This is a genomic window from Sodalis ligni (assembly GCF_016865525.2).
GTDB classification, from domain to species: Bacteria; Pseudomonadota; Gammaproteobacteria; order Enterobacterales; family Enterobacteriaceae; genus Acerihabitans; species Acerihabitans ligni.
This window is the reverse complement of record NZ_CP075169.1, coordinates 2,442,514-2,462,122: the sequence shown is the minus strand read 5'-3', so window position 1 is coordinate 2,462,122 and position 19,609 is coordinate 2,442,514. Positions and strand designations below refer to the sequence as shown.

Below are 19,609 nucleotides of genomic sequence, written 5' to 3'. Positions count from 1 at the left end.
TCACGCCCCGCAGCCACTGAAAGGGCGCGACCTGAGTTATTATTTTTTAGCCACAGCCGCGCTGTCAGCAGGCACGACCACCAGCTTACGGTCGCTGACCGACAGTGCCTGAATCTCGCGGTCATACATGGCTTCGCCATAAGCCGGCGGGATCACGAAGCTGCCGGTATTGGTGGCTTTAATCTGGTATATAAACTCCTGCACATCGGTGCTGGCGCTGCCATAGATAACAACACGATCCTCACGAATATCGCTGTAATCCGGCGCCCAGGTGGAGCCGGATGCAGCCAGCGGCGATTGCCATGAGGCCGGAGCATCACCGTCGCTGTCGTCAGATTCCGGTTCCGGCGGCGTTTGCTGCACCACTTCAAAACCGCCCGGCAATAAATCGACAATCGCCAGATTGCTTTGGCCTTCTTTCGCGTTGGCGCGGATTTTCAGATGAACGTTTATCTTCTGTCCCAGTGTGACCTGAGTAACAGGTTTGCCCTGTTCGTCGGTATAATCACGAGTAATTTCCAGACCGCGCGAAATGGCTTTTTTCGGCGCACTCAGATCGTAACCGGCCTGCGTCACCACATACCAGGCCGGCGCTTCGTTATCATTTTCAAAGCGGATTGCTTGCGCATCGGCAGTAAAGCGACCTTTGGCGAACAGTCCCTGCAGGCTGGAAATCACCTGAGGACCGATATTGCTGTTTTTGCCGATCTGCGTGATTTTCAGCGCGTCCGGTATATTGGCTTGCGCCGCCACCTGAGCGGAATAACTCTCCAGCGCCAGAATACTCATCGCCGATGAATAGGTGGTATAACGCTCCTCTTTGAGAGCACTGATCATATTTTCCAGCACCTGCGGCGGAATCGAGGATACTTTTTCCGGGAAGTGGCGGGCGATCAGATACAGCCGCGTGGCATCCTGTACCAGCGGGTCGAAGTAATTCTGCGTCCACCAGGATTTTCCATACGCATTGCTCAGTTGTTTCCAGGTCGGCTGCAACAACGTGTTGGCCACATCATCCATTTTCAACAGACGATAGGACGATGCCAGATACAATGCGCTGAGATCGGTCGCCCAGCGGTCAGGATAGCGTTGCCGTAAGGTATCCTGCACCGAAGCCAGCTGGCTGGTGGTGATTTCCCCCTGACGGGTCAGCAGATAAACCGCCCACGCGCGCAGACGCAAAGAGTATAAATTTTCATTCTGATTGGCGGCCAGCCCGCGCAATGAGGCGTTGGCCTCTTCCAGCATACCGGCTGGCAGGGCATATCCCGAGGCTTTAGCTTCCAGCAGGAACTGCACCACATACGTCGTCACGAACGGATCGGTTTCCGGCGATGAGCGCCACAGGCCAATCGCACCGCTGCCATTCTGCCGCGAGCGCAGAACGGCAAGCATGTTTTTCAGCTGCTTACTGTTTTCTGCCTGGCTTGTATTGCCTTGCAGTTCCGGGTGCAGACCTTCAAGGATCAACGGAATCGATCGGCTGACAATCTGCTCGGAACAGTAATAGGGATAATCCGCCAGATATTGCGACAACCCGCCGGCCAGCACTAAGGGCGAGTTGGAGACCGCCGCCTTGCGCACCGCGTAGGCATCGAACATCTGGCGCAGATTATCGACGCTCTGGCTGCTGCCGCTCATGCGTCCCATGATGGATTGGGTACGGAATGGCATCGCCGGACGCACCGAGGTGCTGAGGGTTCGGCGGCTGGTCATGTCCCTGAATTCGTTATTCAGGATCCGGGCATCAAATACCAGCGGCGCATCGCCCGGAACGGCTTTGGCGCGCAAGCGGAAGCTGATCACGCCTTCACGTTTTTCAGCCAAAGACAGGGTTTGATCCGCGCTCCCGACCACTTCCAACTGAGGTGGAGCGGTCAGATGCACCGCAATAGGCACTGTGCCGGCGTTCAGACCTTCGAGGTTGTTACTGACACCGACGCTGACATCGAATTCATCGCCGGGCGCGATCATCGACGGCACATTCGGCGTCATAATGACGCTGTCGCGCACGGTCGCCGAGGTCTGCGCTTTACCGATTTTGTCCGGCGTCACGGAAATCGCCATTACGCGAATTCTGCCATTAAAGTAATCCGGGACCGGATAGTCGAACTGCTTCTCGCCGTTTACTTCGGTAATACCGGACCAATATGCCACCGGCTTGTCGCGCTTGCGTTTGAACGGATTCACATTGACATCCAGCCCTTCGCCGCCGTCACCGCCCGGCGCAGCCGCCAGCTGCATAAACTTGCTGAACTCCGGCAGAATCAGGTCAAGGATTTGTGAGCTTTCAACCCCCAATATGCGTTTGCGGAAGAAGTACTCGAGCGGATCTTTCAGGCGATAACGCCCCACCTGCAAAATACCTTCGTCGACAGCAAACAGCGCAACCTGCTGCGGGCCATCGGTATTCACGGTTATCGGAAGATTTTCCCCCGGTTTAATCACAGCAGGCGCAGCAATTTTTAAAGAGTTTTGACGAGACTGGGTGCTGACGCTGAACGGCATGACGCCATAGCTCAGCGGGCTCATGAAAATTTCATTGGAATTCACGTCACGCACGAACTGTACGTTGATATAGCCGTTGCCTTCCATGCCGGCCGGAATGCGGATCTTCTGCACCGAACTGGTGGTATCGGTGTGGAACCACTGCCAGCTGTAGACTTTTTCCCTTTCGATGGTAATCAATCCACTGCCGGTATACGGCGCGTTGATAGACACGTCGATTTCATCGCCCGGCAGGTATTTCGCCAAATTCAGCTTCAGCTTAAGTTCAGCATTACGATCCAGGGAACGGCTGAGATTGGCGTCGCCGGCGACCGTATAGGCTATGCGGTTCAGCACTTTGCCCTGGGCGTTTTGAATCACCAGCACAAAATCGCCCGGCCTATCGGTTGCAAGGGTTATGTCATTGCTTTGCGCATTCAGCGCCAACGGCTGTTCCGACAACTGCACTTCTTTCAGTTTCGACTGATATTTGTAGACGCCGGAATCCTGCTTGGTCAGCACCGAAATGTATTTCTGCTCGATAAGCGCCATTTTCAAATCCGGCAACGCAATGCGCTTAAGCGCGGGATCGACGGCAATCATATCCAGATGCCGAACGGCAGCGCGGTTGATGTAGCCTAAATCGCCATCCGCTTTCACGCCGACCAGATAGTCATAAGGCGACACCAATACGCGGGCTGTGGCCGCCACGGAACGTCCGCCGCCCGCCGCAAAGGCTTCTGACAGCAATTGCAGCTGATACGTCGCGTCAGCATAAGATTTAAGATCCAGCGGTATATTCGCCGCGCCGCTGACATCGGTTGAGCGGTCCTCAAGCTCGGTCTAAAACCCGTCGCTGTTGCGGCGGTTTTCGTAAAACGCATATCCGGGGAACTGCTCAAAGCTGGGATACATGGGGCGCAACGTCAGTTTCGACGTCGCCCGCCGGCCCTGCGCCGGCGTCCCGAACAGATTCTGGACATCGATATTGGCCTGCAGTTCCGACGGTTTGACCCAACCCTGCTTACGGTCCGGCACCAATTGCAATTTCACTTTCAGTTGATCCGGCTCGAATTCTTTCACGTTCACCGCGGTATGACCCAGCAGCGTGGACGATTCATTGTTTTTGCCAACCAGATACAGATAGATGTTCCATTCACCCGTCGGAGAATTGTCGTCGATGGTGTAGCTCAGCTCATTGAAGCCACTGTCGCCCAGCGTCAGTGGAATAGTGTTCATCAGTTTGTCGCGCGGGTCGTGAATTTCAGCGCGCACCGGCACGCCGGCTAATCCCGTACGCCAGTCGGCAGCGCGGGTAATCAGGCCGATATTAAAAGTGTCGCCCGGGCGGTACACACCACGATCGGAGAACAGATAACTGCTCAGCGTGCGCGGATCGTCCGGCGTTTCATCACCGTCGACGTCGAAACGTGAGAAGTCCAGGCCGCGGTCATTGTTACGACCGGCTGGCAGAAATGAAACATCGCCCTCTTTTTCCACCAGGAATATGACCGGCTGGCGCTCGTTGGTGTAGACATCCAGCGGCGGGAAACGCACATGGCCCTCGGCGCCGGGGGGTTGATTCAGCAGCGTGACGCCGTTTTTTGCGATAACCGACACTTTGGCGCCGTTGACCGGCGTACCGTTGTGAATCGATTGCACAAATACGTCGCGGGTCTTATCCTGCGAACGCTTGGCGATAATCCCCAAATCAGTCACGACCACAAAGCGCGAATCGCCGACCGGCGCTTCATCTCCGCCCCAGTATTCCTCCTGATATTGATAGCTATGATCGGTGGCCGGGGTATCTTTCTTTTCCTTCGGATCCCATGGTGAGAGCGTCAGCAGGAAGACGCCGCGATGCGAGCTCGGATCGGTGGATAAATAACGCGAGAGATCGACACCCTGATAATTCACCTCGCCCGGTTTGTCGTTATTTACCGCTGCCCGGTATTTGAAGTGTTCGGTAAAATACTCGTCATTCAGGCGGTTGAATTCCGCCGATGAATATTCACGGCTCTTGAATGAAACGATATGTTGCAGCTGGCTCGGGATCACCCGTTTGATATCGAGACGCAGCCCCGACACATTACGCGCCGCGATACTGATTTGCTTGTCGCCGTTAACCGACAACAGCGATCCTTGCGACATGAATTGCAGGGATTTTGGATAATCCGGGACCTGCACGATACGGTAGACCTTTTCCGGCATTTTATAGCCGCCGGAAGAGGTCAATATATTATCGATTTCAACCAGCATAGCGCGGTGCGCAGGCGCATCGAAGCGGAAGCTGAACTGCGGCTGGGCGTCATTTTCCGCCTCATCAAGCTTGATATCCAGCGGCGTGGATAACGCGAATACATTGTTTTCAACGCTCGTCACGTCCCAGTGGGCATAATCATCCGGGCCTTGACCGGTTTCATGATCATTGGGGTTGTGCTGCGGCAACAACCAGACTTTCACCGCGCGGCGAATGTCTTTATCTTTAACCGCATCGCTGAAAGCAATAATCAATGCGCGCTCGCCTTTCGCACCCTCGGCGTCGACGACCTGCGCGCTGGCTTCATTTACCTTCAGGCTGTAGAGCGTCGGTACGGAAACCCGGCTCTCACGGGCCAGCGTGGTGGCATTCGACGGCACTGAAGCTTTTACGCCCTTACCGATGGCGATATGCACCGAACCGCCGTGGTCAAGGGATTTCAGCGGTTCGGAATGCACCCAGGCGTTGAGCTTTTTCTGGTCATAGACCACGGAATAATTGAGCTTTGATTCGGTTTTGGCTCCGCCTTGGGTCAGGCCGAGGGCGATTTGCTTTTCGAAACTGGCGACATCCACCGGCGCATTGAATTTGACGTTGAAAATTGCGCTTCGTTTCTGCGGCTCCTGCGGGTCTTGGTAATATTCGGCTTCGCCAAATTTATAATCGAACTCCGGTACGCTGAAGCCATAACCGGTTACCTTCAGCTTGTTTTGCGGCGCGAGCAGGAGGCCGGGCGTGAAATCCACTTCATAGCCGGCGCCCATCGGCAACGGATTTTTCGGCGTGAAGACTAGCGTATCGCCGCTTACCCATTGCCACTCGCCCTCGATAGCCGGTTTCAGCGAAATGCCTCTACCCACCACTTTGCCTACGTCTGTCAGCGGTGCGGCGGAGTTGTTGAAAGTAAAAACGACCCGCTGCGGCGCAGCCTTTTGCGCCGCGTAATCCACCGTTTCAGGGTTGCTGACGCGTATGCTGGTATTTTGGTACACCATCGGCGCCGGCACCATCGGCTGCGGCCGGTTTTGCCACCAATGCCAGCCGTAAACGGCCGAGCCAGCGGCGCAAACCAAGACCAATATCGTTATGCCGATGGCTTTCGGATGCCGGTCCATCCCTCCGTCGGCATGCTGACAGCCGCGCCTGAGCCAGCCGGACATCGCCACCCACCAGGCCGGCGCGCGCCAGTCGATATTACCGACAATCGGCTTGAGAACGCGGCACAGCAGAGCCAGGATAACGGAAAGCGCCCAAATGCCGCATTTTATCAGGGTAAAGGGCAAGCGTAGCAAGAATCTGAGTAAATCCATTAGTAGAGGTATCCCTAATCCCTTTAAGGGATATTTGTTCAACTTAATAAAAAAATAAAATAAAGTAATACGCTAAGAAGTAATGTTATTTAGAAAAATTATTATAGCAGTGAGCAATTGTGACATCGTCATTTTACCTATACTGAAACTGAATCGCCATAGGCTCGGCCGATTTTTAATCGCGCCGACGTTATACATAAACACCCAGTTGTTATATTTAACATTTAATAATCGCGACAGGTATATAAAACAATTATAACATCCCGCGAGAACGTTCCCTGGCTAAGGCCCTGGTTTCTTGGCTAAAGTCCTGTATCGACGACGCAACATCATTAATGGCTGAGGTTGAAGAATACCATTATTAAGACGCGGGCACACCGCGGCTGACAATTATTTAAATATGATGCAAGTCACACAATAGGTAAGACATCATGATTCCACTATCCGTTTTTATTACCGGAAATAACACGCGCCCACCCTGTGGCGGGCCGAGGTCATAGCGCTCGCTTACCACCTGAAAATATTTGGCATGGGAATATGATAGGCATCGTTATCGGCGAGTGTAAAGCGGGGATCTTGCCGGTAAAGCCGGACTGGGTATGCGTGTGTTCTGGCGGGTATGTGCTGCTTTTCATGCATCAACGCCGCCAGGGTTCTCACTAACGGCGCTGTTCAGTACTTGTGTAACTATCGAAGGGATCAGGCTGCTTTCACCGCCCTGATCTTTTTTGTGCCGGCATCAGCATCGGCATCCATGCTTTCCGGTTCATCTGAAGGAGCCTGAGCGCCGGCGGCTTCCGGCAATTTGCTGGTACGCAGGATATGCTGAACATTATCTTTATGCTCGGCCAGATAGAGACCCAGATTTTCAGCCTGCGTTTCATCCAGCTGCATCCCGCTGTTCAACAGCCAGTCGCTGAACGCTTCAGCCATATCAAGCATCTTGTCGTAGGCCTCAGCTTCTTTCTTACTGGCAAATGTCATTTTCTCTTCACCCTTTCTGACGACCACATATTTTATTTCAATAGCCATAACCGCCTCCAATACTGTAATTATAAACAGTATATCAGCAAATGCCGCTCATCGTCCACTACACATTTAACGGCAGGCTCAGACTGCTGACAAATATACCCGGAGTCAAGAAGGCGGGACATATTGTCAACAAGCTCAGCCCGCCTCAGTTCCCTGACGCGGGCTATTTGCGTGGTGATTTCAGTCTTTGCAACCGGTCAATGCCGCTCAGATGTCGAATCGATCCAGATTCATCACCTTCGTCCAGGCCGCGACAAAGTCCTTAACAAATTTTTCTTTGGCGTCGCTGCTGGCGTAAACCTCCGCGCAAGCGCGCAATACGGCATTCGAACCAAATACCAGGTCGGCACGGGTTGCGGTAAATTTGACCTCTCCGCTGAGGCGATCGCGTCCTTCGAAGCGTTCTCCGGAGGAGTCTGTTGCTTTCCATTCAGTGCGCATATCGAGCAGGTTTACGAAGAAGTCAGTGTTAAGCTCGCCCACGTTGTGCGTGAAAACACCTTGCCGGCTGCCATCGTAGTTTGCTCCAAGCACCCGCAGTCCACCGATAAGCACCGTTAATTCCGGCACGGTCAGCGTAAGCTGCTGAGCCTTGTCGATGAGGAGATTTTCAGTGGATGTGCCGTCGGCAACACCGCGATAGTTACGGAAAGCATCCGCTTTTGGTTTGAGGAATTCGAACGATTCAATATCAGTCTGATCCTGGCGGGCATCCACGCGACCGGCGGTGAAAGGCACTTCAATCTCAACGTTGACCGCTTTCGCTGCCTGTTCAACACCCACCACGCCGGACAGGACGATCACATCCGCCAGAGAAGCTTTCTGGAATGATTGTTGTATCGATTCCAAAGTGGGGAGTACGCGGGCGGCGATGGCGTTTACACTCCATTCTCTTTGCGGCAGCAGCGCCAGCCGTGCGCCGTTTGCGCCGCCCCGCTTGTCACCGCCGCGAAAGGTTGAAGCCGAAGCCCACGCCACCGAGGTCAGTTCACCGACGGTAAGGCCGGAAGCAGCGATTTTTTCTTTCAGCAGTTCGATATCGGCGGCCGTCGGCTGATACACCGGGGCCGGCAGAGGGTCTTGCCAGATTAAGTCTTCTTTTGGCACTTCCGGACCGATATATCGCGCTTTTGGCCCCATGTCCCTGTGGGTCAATTTGTACCACGCCCGCGCGAAAGCTTCATTGAAGGACTGCGGATCGCCATGGAAACGACGGGATATCTTCTCAAACTCCGGATCGAAACGAAGCGTCAGATCGGTGACCAGCATGGTAGGTTTACGCTTCTTCGCCGCATCGAACGGGTCGGGAATACTCTCCGGCGCATCTTTGGCCTCAAACTGGATAGCGCCGGCGGGACTGCGTGTCTGTACCCATTCAAATTTGAAGAGATTTTCGAAGAAGTTATGGCTCCACTGCGTTGGCGTCTGAGACCAGGCCACTTCCAGGCCGGAAGTGATGGCATCAGCCCCGGCGCCGGTTCCATAACTGCTTGCCCAGCCCAGGCCTTGCGCTTCAATAGGCGCGGTTTCAGGGTCGACACCGACATGAGTGGCGGGACCTGCGCCATGGGTTTTGCCCAGCGTATGACCACCGGCGATTAACGCAACAATCTCTTCATCGTTCATCCCCATATTGCCGAAGGTGGCACGGATAGCCGGGGCTGCCGAGGCAGGATCGCCACTGTGATTCGGGCCTTCGGGATTGACGTAAATCAGCCCCATTTCCGTTGCGCCCAACGGCGATTGGGCCAGCAATTCAGGATGGCGGTGTTCAAGCCAGGTTGTCTCGTCGCCCCAGTTCACGTCCAGATCGGGTTCCCATACGTCTTCACGCCCGGCGCCAAAGCCAAAGGTACGGAAACCGGAATTTTCCAAAGCGACGTTGCCTGCGAGGATATAGAGGTCGGCCCAGGAAATTTTTGACCATATTTTTGCTTCACCGGCCACAGCAAGCGGCGCGCTTTGTCGAGGCTCACATTATCCGGCCAGGAGTTCAAAGGCGCGAAGCGCTGCTGGCCGCGGCCCGAACCACCGCGCCCGTCGACGGAGCGATACGTCCCTGCGCTGTGCCACGCCAAGCGGATGAAAAGGCCGATATAGCTGCCCCAGTCGGCGGGCCACCAGGGTTGCGAATCAGTGAGCAGCGCTTTGAGATCGGCCTTGAGCGCCGAATAGTCTAGCTTGGCGAATTCCTTACGATAATCAAACGATTCACCCAAGGGGTTGGAGCGGTTTGAGTGCTGTGTCAGGAGGTCGACTCTAAGCTGGTTAGGCCACCAGTCCCGATTGCTTGTCCCGCCGCCGGACGTCTTATTAGAGTTTCCCTCATGAAAAGGACATTTACTAGCAGATGCTTCTCTATCTGCTTCAACGATAGGCTTTGCATCTTTTGCATCTTCATCGATAGAATTGCTCATGACATGCTCCTTTTAAGTATTCTCAATGCTACTCTATACGCGGATTTCACTCAGTCACAGCTGAATTACCCTATGTATTTGATAGACCTTACCATGGGATTTCAGCGTCCATCCCCCGGGTTTTAATCATGAAAGCAGTCGCCTTTACCCTATATTGCCAGTTAATGACAAAATTATTCCCTGTCGGAGACGCAAAATCAGAAAAGCCCGCGTACGCATTAACCCCGCAGTTAGGGTAGGATCATATCTCGGCTTTATGGCCGCCGAAGTGGTCGATAAGCCTGGGTCGCATATCTTTCCTCGTTTTGGCGCGCACGCTCCTTGAGGTTGCAAGCGGCCACGGGCTGCGGCGGCGGATGGCCTTTAAACGTAATTCTCCAATGGGGAGATATCGAGGAAAAGGAGCCCGTCATGAGCAAGATTCTCGTTCTTGGTGCTGCCGGAAAGATAGCGCGGCACGCGATCCATCAGTTTCTCGGGCAGGAAGGTGTCATTCTTACACTCTATCTGCGAAAGTCGGGACGTCTGCAGAAGCTTGCGGGCGATAGTGTTGAAGTCATCGAAGGCGATGTCACGGACACGCGCCATTTGCAGGAAGTGGCACGAGGACAAGACGTCGTTTACGCCAATCTGGCGGGCGACAATATCGAGGAGCAGGCCAAATCGGTGGTCGAGGCGCTTGAAGCTGCGGGCGTAGGGCGTCTGATCTGGATCTCAACCCTGGGTATCTATGACGAGGTCCCAGGCGCATTCGGCAGGTGGAACCATGAAATGCTCGATGACGGCTATCTCGAACCCTACAGCGCAGCCGCCAAGGTTATCGAGTCCTCGAAGCTCGACTTCACGATTGTGCGGCCAGCCTGGCTGACCGACAGCGACGAGGTGGATTATGAGCTCACCCAGAAGGGGGAGCCATTCAAGGGTACCGAAGTCTCCCGCCAGAGCGTTGCCGATCTTGTCGTGAAACTGGCGCAAGATCCGACGCGCGACGTGCGGGCCTCCGTGGGCATTAACAAGCCGGGCACCGATGGTGACAAGCCGTCTTGGTACTAATCGCCGCACAATCATGCCTAATGGAAACGTCGGTTCCTGCGGGAGTGGATAATGGCTATGGGTTGACGGCGGGCTTACCTTCGTCAACATAGCTATATCCACGCGATGCCATAAACTTCGATACGGCCTCTTCAGCGGCGCAAAACACTTCATCAAGGGACTTATTGGCGTCGATATCGACAATTTGGGCGCCTTCGAAAGTCAGCAGCGGAGTAACGGCAATTTTTTTGGCAAGGGATTCTTGTCGATGATCGGGCTTGCGGGCGCAGGCAACTTCAAGATCAACATTCAGTTTTAGCACCAAATCCGGCTTATGGCCGGCCATCCATCGAAAAGCAGCACGTTCGCGGCCCGCCAGCCAGGTAACAAAGCGGCTGCCCGGCGCATTGGCCGGAAGTACCGTGCCATCATAACCACCCGGGATTTGCACCTGTGGAAAACGATCGGTCAAGATCAGTAGCCCGCGCCGACGAAAAGCCAGCATGCGACGAAAGCGCAATAATCGCCGCAGCACGAAAGACATGATGACCAAGGCAGGCAGCGGGCCGGGAAGAGACTTGGTTATATTGGCCTTATTAACTTCAATAGACTTGCCTAGGGAATTACCTAAAACGGGGAGCTTCACCATCGCACGGGCGACATTTCCTGCTTGTTTACCCAAGTGAACCCTTGCCGCGGGCCCATATTTTTTTACATAGTCAATAAGATGTTCGCAGACAGTGGATTTTCCGGAACCATCGCTGCCAATAACCGCTATGATCGGTGGGAGTTTTGAATGCATAAAACACTCTCTTATTTAGAAATCCCCAGGAATATATCGTTTGAAAAGGGGAAAATCGCTATTAGTTGTTGTTACGGCCAAGTGGAACAAATATCTTGAACCCAGGAAGGATTAGCATACAATAGATTTTTTAGATATTGGATTTTTGATGTGAGTCAACAGATTAGCCCTCCTGCCAATAATGCTCCGCTGCGAGTGATAGCAATAACGGGTTGTGATGGTTCCGGTAAATCGACTTTAGCCGCCAGTCTGGTAAGCCACCTCTTCCCAAGGCCAAAGCTCGACGGAATTGTTTTATCTTGGGCAGTCGTCGGGACGCATAGGCGAATGGATCAGCAGCCTACCCGTTATTGGCGCTTCCTTTGGCCGCTATCTGCTGGCGAAGTCTGAGCGGGTACATGATAATCCATCGACACCCCCAGGCAATGTAACGGCGCTGGTGATCTTTCTACTGTCTTATTGGCGAGCCTACAAATTCCGGCGAATGCTGGCGAAGAGTCAACAGGGGCATTTGCTGATTACAGATCGTTACCCGCAAGCTGAAGTGGCCGGGTTTCGCTTTGATGGTCCGCAGCTGGCAAAAACGGTTGGTGGTAACGGTTGGGTGCGCGCGCTGAGAAAACATGAGCAAAAACTCTACCGGTGGATGGCCTCTTATCAGCCACTGTTATTGATTCGGCTGGATATTGATGAACAAACGGCGCATTCGCGCAAGCCTGATCACAAGATCTCCGTTTTACGTGAGAAGATTACCGTCATACCGCACCTTACTTTTAATGGCGCGAAGATTCTTGACTTAGATGGCCGAGCGCCGGCGAGTGAAATTCTTGACGAGTCGTTACGTGCGATTCGGACCTCTCTTTCGTAGTCACGGGTTTCGGCTTATGACTACCTTTTAATATATTGAAATAAATGCAAACAGATAGCTTGAATACAACAAACGAACCTTCCCCGGCCTATATTGCCGGGCTTGTTGCGGTAGTGGGCTGTGACGGCACGGGTAAATCGACACTGACCGCGGACCTGGAAAAACATCTGCGGACACATTGGGTGACCGAGCGTCGTTACTTAGGGCTCCTCTCCGGTGAGACCGGCGATAAAATCAAACATCTGCCTTTGATTGGCGTATGGCTCGAGCGGCGCCTGGCCGCCAAGTCCGGGAAGACTCAGAACATGAGCAGCAAGTCTCCGGCGCTCTGGGCTGCGTTGATCATGTACGGGTTCTCACTGTTTCGTGCGGCTAATCTACGCAAGGTACAGCGTCTGGCCCAGAGCGGCGTGTTGGTTATCAGCGATCGCTATCCGCAGGCAGAGGTTTCAGGGTTTTATTATGATGGGCCCGGCATTGGCGTGGAGCGCGTAGCGGGCTGGCTGATGACGCGTTTAGCGGCTCGCGAGCGGCGATTGTATCAGCAGATGGCGTTATGCCGCCCCGAATTAATCATTCGCCTTGATATTGATGTCGGCACCGCCTTTTCGCGTAAACCGGACCATAGTTACGAGGAACTGCGGGATAAAATCGGCGTCATGGTCAAGCTTCGGTACAATGGCTCAAAAATACTCGATCTGGATGCCAGAGCGCCCTACAGCGAGGTGCTGGAAAAAGCATTGGATGCCATATCTTCAGTTGCCGTAGCCTCTCGGCGCAGGGATAAAGCCATCGCGTAACCACATTGCTTTTGCCGTACACTGCAGTGTGGACTCCATAAGCATCAAAAAATAATAATTAACCAAATTATTATCGTCATCACTACTGTTACTAACTGCGCCGCGCCACCCAAATCTTTTGCCCGCTTTGATAGGGGATGTAAATCCAAGGAAACACGATCTACCACGGTTTCGATAGCTGTGTTAAGTAACTCAACCACCAGTAAAAGAAAACAGCTGGAAATTAAGAATAAGCGCTCTATCTTTGTAACGTCCAAAAAAAATGCGATGATCACTAATACTGAGTTAATAATAAACAACTGGCGAAACGCATCTTCCGTTAGCAAAGCATCAGCAAACCCAGCCAGCGAGTTATTTATACTGCTTATTAATCGTTTGATGCCTTTCTTCTTCTCAAATGTCATGAATTTTTGCTCTTATAAAAACGAAAGCGAACGGGCGTTATCTCATGACAACCGATTAGATATGCTAATGTTTAGCGACAAAAACATTACACATAACCTATTAAATCGCCGTTCACTTGCCAGCGTTGACTTACAACCGGCCAAAGGCACCCCAGGCTAGACGTTCCCAGGGGCAAGGCGGGCACCTTACGCGCCAGCCCTTCTCATCTACGTGAAGCCCTCAAGGACAAGACGACGCCTATACGCCGGGTTAAAGCTGCTTTTCGTACAAACGATAACGCTTATAGGGAATCGCACCAATCCGCTCCAATATCGTCCGCATGCCGGCATTAGACTCTAGGATCCAAGACATCTCTAAAGCATCGATATTCCGCTTCGCAAAGGAGTCACGTAGCGCCTCAATCAACAGCAGCGCCATAACCGGCCCCAGACGACTGAATTGGTACTCTTGGCGAACCCCCATCAAGGGCACTCTGGCGGTACGTACACCACGAACTTTCAGACGCCATAATAGCTTCGCCCAGCCAAAGGGGAGTAAACGCCCATCTAAATCTGCGATAGCCTCATTGATATTTGGCAAACCAACAATAAAGGCACAAGGAACGGCGTCTATCTCGGCAATATAAATCATGTCGTCCGGCACCAAGAACTTTAGTTGCTCCCCCATGGTGGCAAACTCAAGCTCGGTAAAGGGTACAAATCCCCAGTTGTTCTGCCAGCCAGAGTTGAAGATCTGACGCAGAATCTGCATTTCCTCACTAAAATGCTTACGATTGAGCCGGCGGATGGTCACCTTTTTGCGCGCTTGCTCCATAAGCTTGATTAATACAGGAGGAAAATGCAGGCTTGCAAGCTGCATCCAGTAGGCCAGCAAATCAATGCCTTGCGCATATCCTTGCTGCTCCACACCCGCGGCATAATAAGGCTTGCCGTGCGTCATTAATGCAGACGGAGGAGTATCAAACCCATCAACCAGCAAGCCGCTTTCCTGGTTAATATTAAGACTGAACGGCCCGGTGATTTTTCGTGCTCCTTTAGACTGCAACCATTCTTCTGCAGCAGCAAATAGCGCACTGAATACTTCTTGATCATCGATGGCATCAATCATCCCAAAATGCCCGGTATCCTCACCATAAAGTTCGCGGTGCAAGGTATCGATTTGAGCGGTTATCCGCCCGACAATCTTATCCCCTTTTTAGCTACCCACGCTTGCCATTCGATATGTTTAGTACCTGGATTTTTGTGAGAAAGATGCTCTGCACGCTCGAGATACAAGGGTTCAATCCAATTTGGATCATCGCGATATAGTGAAGAAGGAAAAGCGATGAATGCCTTAAGCCCACGCTTGTCCATGATTTTTCAATGCGGACCATAAACACCCTTAAATCTCTAGAATTTACTGAAAAAAGCACAATAAACCGGCATATATTATCCAGTCTGTGCTCTCTTGATGGCTAATTCTTCCCTAAGGAGCTCGTAAGGACAAAAAAGCAATTATTACCTTAGCGAAGCCCAGTCAAAAGAATCCCTGTTATATTTTGATCCCCACCTACCGAACCTGCTGAAAATGTGATGGCAAGTACGTTTATCCTTGCGCTAGGCATATTATGCTTGGCATTATTGAGTTTCAGAGCCGCGCAAGCCAGATCCTCTCAACGCATTCTATATGCCTTTTGACATTATCTGGATATACATTGCCATCCTTTACCACTTAATGCTTTTTTCACTGAAATAACACAATTTAAAGCAGATTGGAAGATACTGCTACAATAGGAGCTTGTATTAGGTACTATAAAATGATAAATAAAAAAACAATGTCTTATACAAAAGCTTACAAAGACTCCCGCTCTCACATCATTAGTTGTCTGTATTATTGGCTGATTTTAAATCTAAGGCTGTATTGTATATGTTTGAAACAAGCTCCGCCCACTCTCTTCCCATGCGCTTTGCAGACTTCCCATCCCTGGTGGAGGCCTTAGACTACGCCGCTCAGGGAAGCACAGGTATGAATTTTTACGATCGACGTAATCAGCTAGTGGCTGTGCTGGAATATCGAATGCTACAACGCCGTGCGATCATGGGCGCAAAGCGCCTATTATCGCTGAATCTCAACAAAGGTGACCGTGTTGCGCTTATCGCTGAAACCAGTGTGGGTTTCGTTGAAGCTTTTTTTGCCTGCCAATATGCTGGATTAGTCGCGGTGCCGCTTGCCATCCCTATGGGGGTGGGGCAGCGTACCTCCTATATCGATAAGCTCCAGGGTCTGATAAAAAGCTGTAAGCCCGCGGCTATCATCAGTGGTGATGAATGGCTGCCGCTGATTAGGTCCGCCAGCGGCGATGCGCCGCCTGCACATATCCTTAGCAATGACGATTTAGATGCGTTGCCAGAGAAGGATGTTGAACTGCAGCCTCCATCACCAGACGACATTGCCTATCTCCAATATACGTCGGGTAGCACGCGCTTCCCCCGCGGCGTGATAGTAACCCAGCGTTCTGTTATGGCTAACCTGCAGGTTATCAGCCATGACGGTATCAAGTTACGTCCGGGTGATCGTTGCGTCTCTTGGTTACCCTTTTATCACGACATGGGGCTGGTAGGTTGCCTACTGACTCCTGTGGCCACCCAGGTATCCGTTGACTACCTGCGCACACAAGATTTTGCAATGCGTCCGCTGCAATGGCTAAAACTGATCAGTAAAAACCGGGCGACCATCTCCGTTGCTCCGCCATTTGGCTACGAATTATGCTTACGCCGCAGTAACGAGAAAGAACTGGCCGAACTCAATCTCTCCAGTTGGCGAGTGGCTGGTGTGGGGGCTGAACCCATTCCGGGAGAGCTGCTCCGTCAGTTCAGCGAACATTTCAGCGATGTCCATTTTGATAGCAAGGCTTTTATGCCCTGCTATGGTTTAGCCGAAAATACGCTTGCGGTAAGCTTTTTCGAACAGGCATCCGGCCCGCAGGTCAACGAGGTCGACCGCGAAATTTTGGAGTACGAAGGTAAAGCTGTAGCGCCTACCAAAAACACCCGTGCCTTTGCAACTTTTGTCAATTGCGGCAAGGCGCTTCCCTGCCATCGTATTGAAATCCGTAGCGAAACCGGTACACCGCTTCGAGAACGGGAGGTGGGCCACATCTGTATTTCAGGCCCCAGCTTAATGAGCGGATATTTCCGGGATGCTGCTTCAATGCAGCAAATCCAGGCGACAGGATGGATGGATACCGGTGATTTAGGTTACCTGTTTGACGGAAATCTCTACATAACAGGCCGTAAAAAAGATCTGATTATCATTCGTGGCCGTAACATTTGGCCTCAAGATATTGAATATGTTGCGGAATCGGAGCCGGAAATCCGCTCGGGGGATGCAATCGCCTTCGTCGCCACCCAAGAGCACGACGAGGGCGCCAAGATTATTTTGCAGATCCAGTGCAGGGTTAGTTCTGAAGAGCGTCGCAAGCAAATCATCCATACCTTGACAGCGCGCATTCAAAGCGAGTTCGGCGTTGCTGTGGATATTGAATTACTGCCGCCGCATAGCATCCCTCGGACCTCCTCAGGGAAGCCTGCGCGCGCTGAGGCTAAGAAGCGATACCTTACCGAATTGCTCAACCTGCAGATAGGGACTACCGGCTATGCGCAATAATGAGAGCGGCTGCAGTGACAGGTGTAACAGGTGTTATCGGTAAGCATATCGCCGAAAATCTGCTCACACGGTTTTTTACAGTGCGGGACTTAGCCAGAACCGCACGTAAAGACTCAACCAACAAGGTAAGAAACGTTACTTTAGGAGAGTAATGAGCTCACAGATAGGGTCAGCAGGTTTTGCGCAATGACAAGAACGGTTGCAGTTACAGGTGTGACAGGTGTTATTGGTAAGCACATTGCCGAAACTCTGCTCTCGCACGGCTTTACCGTGCGGGCTTTAACCAGAACCGCACGTAAGGCGTCGACTAACGACCATTTCACCTGGGTTCAAGGCGCACTGGAAGATCAACATTCTCTCGCAGAACTGGTTAGCGGCGCTGACCATGTCGTGCATTGCGCAGGTCAAGTTCGCGGGCACACGGAAGAAACCTTTACCAGTTGTAATGTGACAGGCAGCTTAAGCCTAATGCAGGCGGCCAAGGAAAGCGGCAGTTGCAAGCGTTTCTTGTTCATGTCTTCGCTTGCCGCCCGCCATCCCGAACTGTCTTGGTATGCGAATTCAAAATATGTTGCCGAACAGCAATTAATAACCATGGCCTCGACTATTTCTTTGGGTATTTTTCGCCCGACGGCGGTTTATGGGCCGGGCGATAAAGAATTAAAACCTTTATTTAGCTGGCTATTGCGCGGAGTACTGCTTCGACTTGGTGCGCCGGAAGCACAGCTATCGTTCCTGCATGTGAGCGATTTAGCGCAAGCCGTTAGCCAATGGTTAATGGTGGAGCAACCGCAAGCACATCCCTTTGAACTCTGCGACGGTATTACCGGTGGTTATAGCTGGCAGCGCCTACAGGAAATAGGCGCTGCGGTGCGTAATGGTCCAGTGCGGTTAATCGGGATTCCTTTACCTTTGCTCAAACTGATTGCCGAGGTAAGCATGCTATCGAACCGTTTAGCAAGAAAAGAACCGATGCTAACCCACAATAAAATCCGTGAATTAACACATCAAGACTGGTCTGCAAGCAATAAAAGCTTGTCAGAATATATTAACTGGATTCCAAAATTGGTTTGGAACGCGCCCTGCGTGAAGGACTATTTTGATTATCTTGATATAGGTAGGTCAAAATTCTATGCTAAATCGTGAAGTTATGATGGATTATATCGTTGAGTGCTTACAGGGTATGGTCGAAGGCGATCAAGAGATAAAGCCAGACAGCGATCTCGTCAATGACCTTGGTCTGGAGTCCATAAAAGTGATGACCCTCTTGATGATGTTAGAAGACAAATTAGATATTTCAATCCCGATAAATATCTTGTTGAACGTTAGAACACCTGAGCAGTTGTTGGATGCCCTACTCCCACATATGGAGAACATCGATGGGCCTTTATGATAAATTTGCACGTCTTGCCGGCGAACGAGAGCAATTCCAAACATCCGGCCTGAATCCCTTTGGTATTTGTATTGATGAGATCTACTCAGCAACTGAAGGACGCATTGGCAAACAGAAAATAGTTCTGGCAGGCACAAATAACTACCTGGGCCTGACCTTCAATGCCCAAGCCATTGCGGACGGCCAAGCTGCTTTGGCAGCCCAGGGCACCGGGACCACCGGGTCACGCATGGCTAACGGTAGTTATGGCTCGCACCTGACCTTAGAGCATGAGTTAGCTGCTTTTTGACCGGCCTACCGCCATCGTATTCTCTACCGGCTATACCGCTAACCTAGGAGTCATCAGCACGCTTGCCGACCCTAGCGCCGTCGTATTGATAGACGCGGACTGCCACGCAAGTATCTATGACGCTTGTGCCCTGGGAGGCGCGCAAATTATTCGTTTCCGCCACAATGATGCCCAGGATCTGGAGCGCCGCATGGTGCGTCTTGGCGAGCGTGCGCGAGATGCGATAATTATCGTTGAAGGTATTTATAGCATGCTGGGGGATGTTGCTCCGTTGGTGGAAATTGTCGACATCAAACGGCGCCTTGGCGGCTATTTATTGGTAGATGAAGCTCATTCCTTCGGCGTCATGGGCGCCGGCGGCCGAGGCCTTGCTCAAGAGCTGGGCGTTGAGCAGGATGTTGATATCGTATTAGGCACTTTTAGCAAGAGCCTGGCCTCAATCGGCGGTTTTGCCGTCGGCTCTAAAGCGATGGACGTTCTGCGCTATTGCAGCCGCCCTTACATTTTCACCGCTTCACCATCGCCGTCAAGCATCGCCTCTGTGCGCTCCTCGTTAAAAACCATTGCGCAACACCCGGAGCTACGCGAAAAACTTTGGAGCAATGCGCATAGGCTTTATCATGGTCTTGCCAAGCTCGGCTACGAGCTGGGCCCACGCATCAGCCCGGTAGTTCCTGTCATGATTGGCTCCAAAGAAGTGGGTCTGCGTCTGTGGCGCGACCTGATAGCAAATGGTGTTTATGTAAACCTCGTGTTGCCACCGGCGGCGCCGGCAGGCATCACTCTGCTGCGCTGCAGCGTCAATGCGGCGCACAGCGAAGAGCAAATCGACACAATTATTCAGGCCTTTGCTGAACTCAAACAATGAT

7 protein-coding genes and 6 pseudogenes are annotated in these 19,609 nt (G+C 52.2%); 7 read left to right on the top strand and 6 right to left on the bottom strand.

Going from position 1 to position 19,609, the window contains the following annotated elements:
* Positions 1-39: 39 nt before the first annotated feature.
* From GTU79_RS11465 to katG, 3 genes and pseudogenes are all read right to left on the bottom strand, one after another.
* Positions 40-6,057, bottom strand: a pseudogene (locus GTU79_RS11465) (alpha-2-macroglobulin family protein).
* Positions 6,058-6,756: 699 nt separating this feature from the next.
* Positions 6,757-7,089, bottom strand: a complete 333-nt coding sequence (locus GTU79_RS11460) for a YebG family protein (protein ID WP_132922126.1) — start codon at positions 7,087-7,089, stop codon at positions 6,757-6,759.
* Between the two features lie 207 nt (positions 7,090-7,296).
* A pseudogene (gene katG / locus GTU79_RS11455) lies at positions 7,297-9,506 on the bottom strand (catalase/peroxidase HPI).
* 411 nt (positions 9,507-9,917) lie between these two features.
* Between katG and GTU79_RS11450 the strand changes: the two are divergent.
* Positions 9,918-10,559: an SDR family oxidoreductase gene (locus GTU79_RS11450; RefSeq protein ID WP_203521830.1), complete on the top strand. Its 642-nt coding sequence runs from the start codon at positions 9,918-9,920 to the stop codon at positions 10,557-10,559.
* A gap of 55 nt (positions 10,560-10,614) precedes the next feature.
* Here the strand turns inward: GTU79_RS11450 and GTU79_RS11445 are convergent, their stop codons facing one another.
* On the bottom strand, positions 10,615-11,340 hold the full coding sequence (locus GTU79_RS11445; protein WP_132922129.1) for a nucleoside/nucleotide kinase family protein: 726 nt from the start codon (positions 11,338-11,340) through the stop codon (positions 10,615-10,617).
* Between the two features lie 150 nt (positions 11,341-11,490).
* Here GTU79_RS11445 and GTU79_RS11440 point away from each other — a divergent pair.
* Together GTU79_RS11440 and GTU79_RS11435 are read left to right on the top strand one after the other, a co-directional pair.
* A pseudogene (locus tag GTU79_RS11440) lies at positions 11,491-12,208 on the top strand (nucleoside/nucleotide kinase family protein).
* Between the two features lie 44 nt (positions 12,209-12,252).
* Positions 12,253-13,008: a nucleoside/nucleotide kinase family protein gene (locus tag GTU79_RS11435; protein ID WP_132922131.1), complete on the top strand. Its 756-nt coding sequence runs from the start codon at positions 12,253-12,255 to the stop codon at positions 13,006-13,008.
* 44 nt (positions 13,009-13,052) lie between these two features.
* Here GTU79_RS11435 and GTU79_RS11430 read toward each other — a convergent pair whose 3' ends face one another.
* Both GTU79_RS11430 and GTU79_RS11425 read right to left on the bottom strand, forming a co-directional pair.
* Positions 13,053-13,412 carry a diacylglycerol kinase gene (locus GTU79_RS11430; RefSeq protein ID WP_203521832.1) on the bottom strand — a complete coding sequence of 120 codons (360 nt, stop codon included), beginning with the start codon at positions 13,410-13,412 and terminating at the stop codon, positions 13,053-13,055.
* Between the two features lie 250 nt (positions 13,413-13,662).
* Positions 13,663-14,765: pseudogene (locus tag GTU79_RS11425) on the bottom strand (N-acetyltransferase).
* Between the two features lie 553 nt (positions 14,766-15,318).
* On the opposite strand from GTU79_RS11425, the gene GTU79_RS11420 reads away from it, so the two are divergent.
* The 4 genes and pseudogenes from GTU79_RS11420 (at position 15,319) to spt (ending at position 19,608) form a co-directional block, all read left to right on the top strand.
* Positions 15,319-17,058, top strand: a complete 1,740-nt coding sequence (locus tag GTU79_RS11420) for a fatty acyl-AMP ligase (protein WP_253073541.1) — start codon at positions 15,319-15,321, stop codon at positions 17,056-17,058.
* A gap of 186 nt (positions 17,059-17,244) precedes the next feature.
* Positions 17,245-18,161: pseudogene (locus GTU79_RS11415) on the top strand (NAD-dependent epimerase/dehydratase family protein).
* Between the two features lie 29 nt (positions 18,162-18,190).
* Positions 18,191-18,451: an acyl carrier protein gene (locus GTU79_RS11410; protein ID WP_132922136.1), complete on the top strand. Its 261-nt coding sequence runs from the start codon at positions 18,191-18,193 to the stop codon at positions 18,449-18,451.
* A pseudogene (gene spt, locus GTU79_RS11405) lies at positions 18,438-19,608 on the top strand (serine palmitoyltransferase). The gene GTU79_RS11410 and the pseudogene spt overlap by 14 nt, the downstream one beginning before the upstream one ends.
* Position 19,609: the final 1 nt, after the last annotated feature.

Coding starts and splice junctions, on each gene's coding strand:
- GTU79_RS11460 (WP_132922126.1), bottom strand. CDS start 7,089: ATGGCTATTGAAATAAAATATGTGGTCGTCAGAAAGGGTGAAGAGAAA.
- GTU79_RS11450 (WP_203521830.1), top strand. CDS start 9,918: ATGAGCAAGATTCTCGTTCTTGGTGCTGCCGGAAAGATAGCGCGGCAC.
- GTU79_RS11445 (WP_132922129.1), bottom strand. CDS start 11,340: ATGCATTCAAAACTCCCACCGATCATAGCGGTTATTGGCAGCGATGGT.
- GTU79_RS11435 (WP_132922131.1), top strand. CDS start 12,253: ATGCAAACAGATAGCTTGAATACAACAAACGAACCTTCCCCGGCCTAT.
- GTU79_RS11430 (WP_203521832.1), bottom strand. CDS start 13,412: ATGACATTTGAGAAGAAGAAAGGCATCAAACGATTAATAAGCAGTATA.
- GTU79_RS11420 (WP_253073541.1), top strand. CDS start 15,319: ATGTTTGAAACAAGCTCCGCCCACTCTCTTCCCATGCGCTTTGCAGAC.
- GTU79_RS11410 (WP_132922136.1), top strand. CDS start 18,191: ATGCTAAATCGTGAAGTTATGATGGATTATATCGTTGAGTGCTTACAG.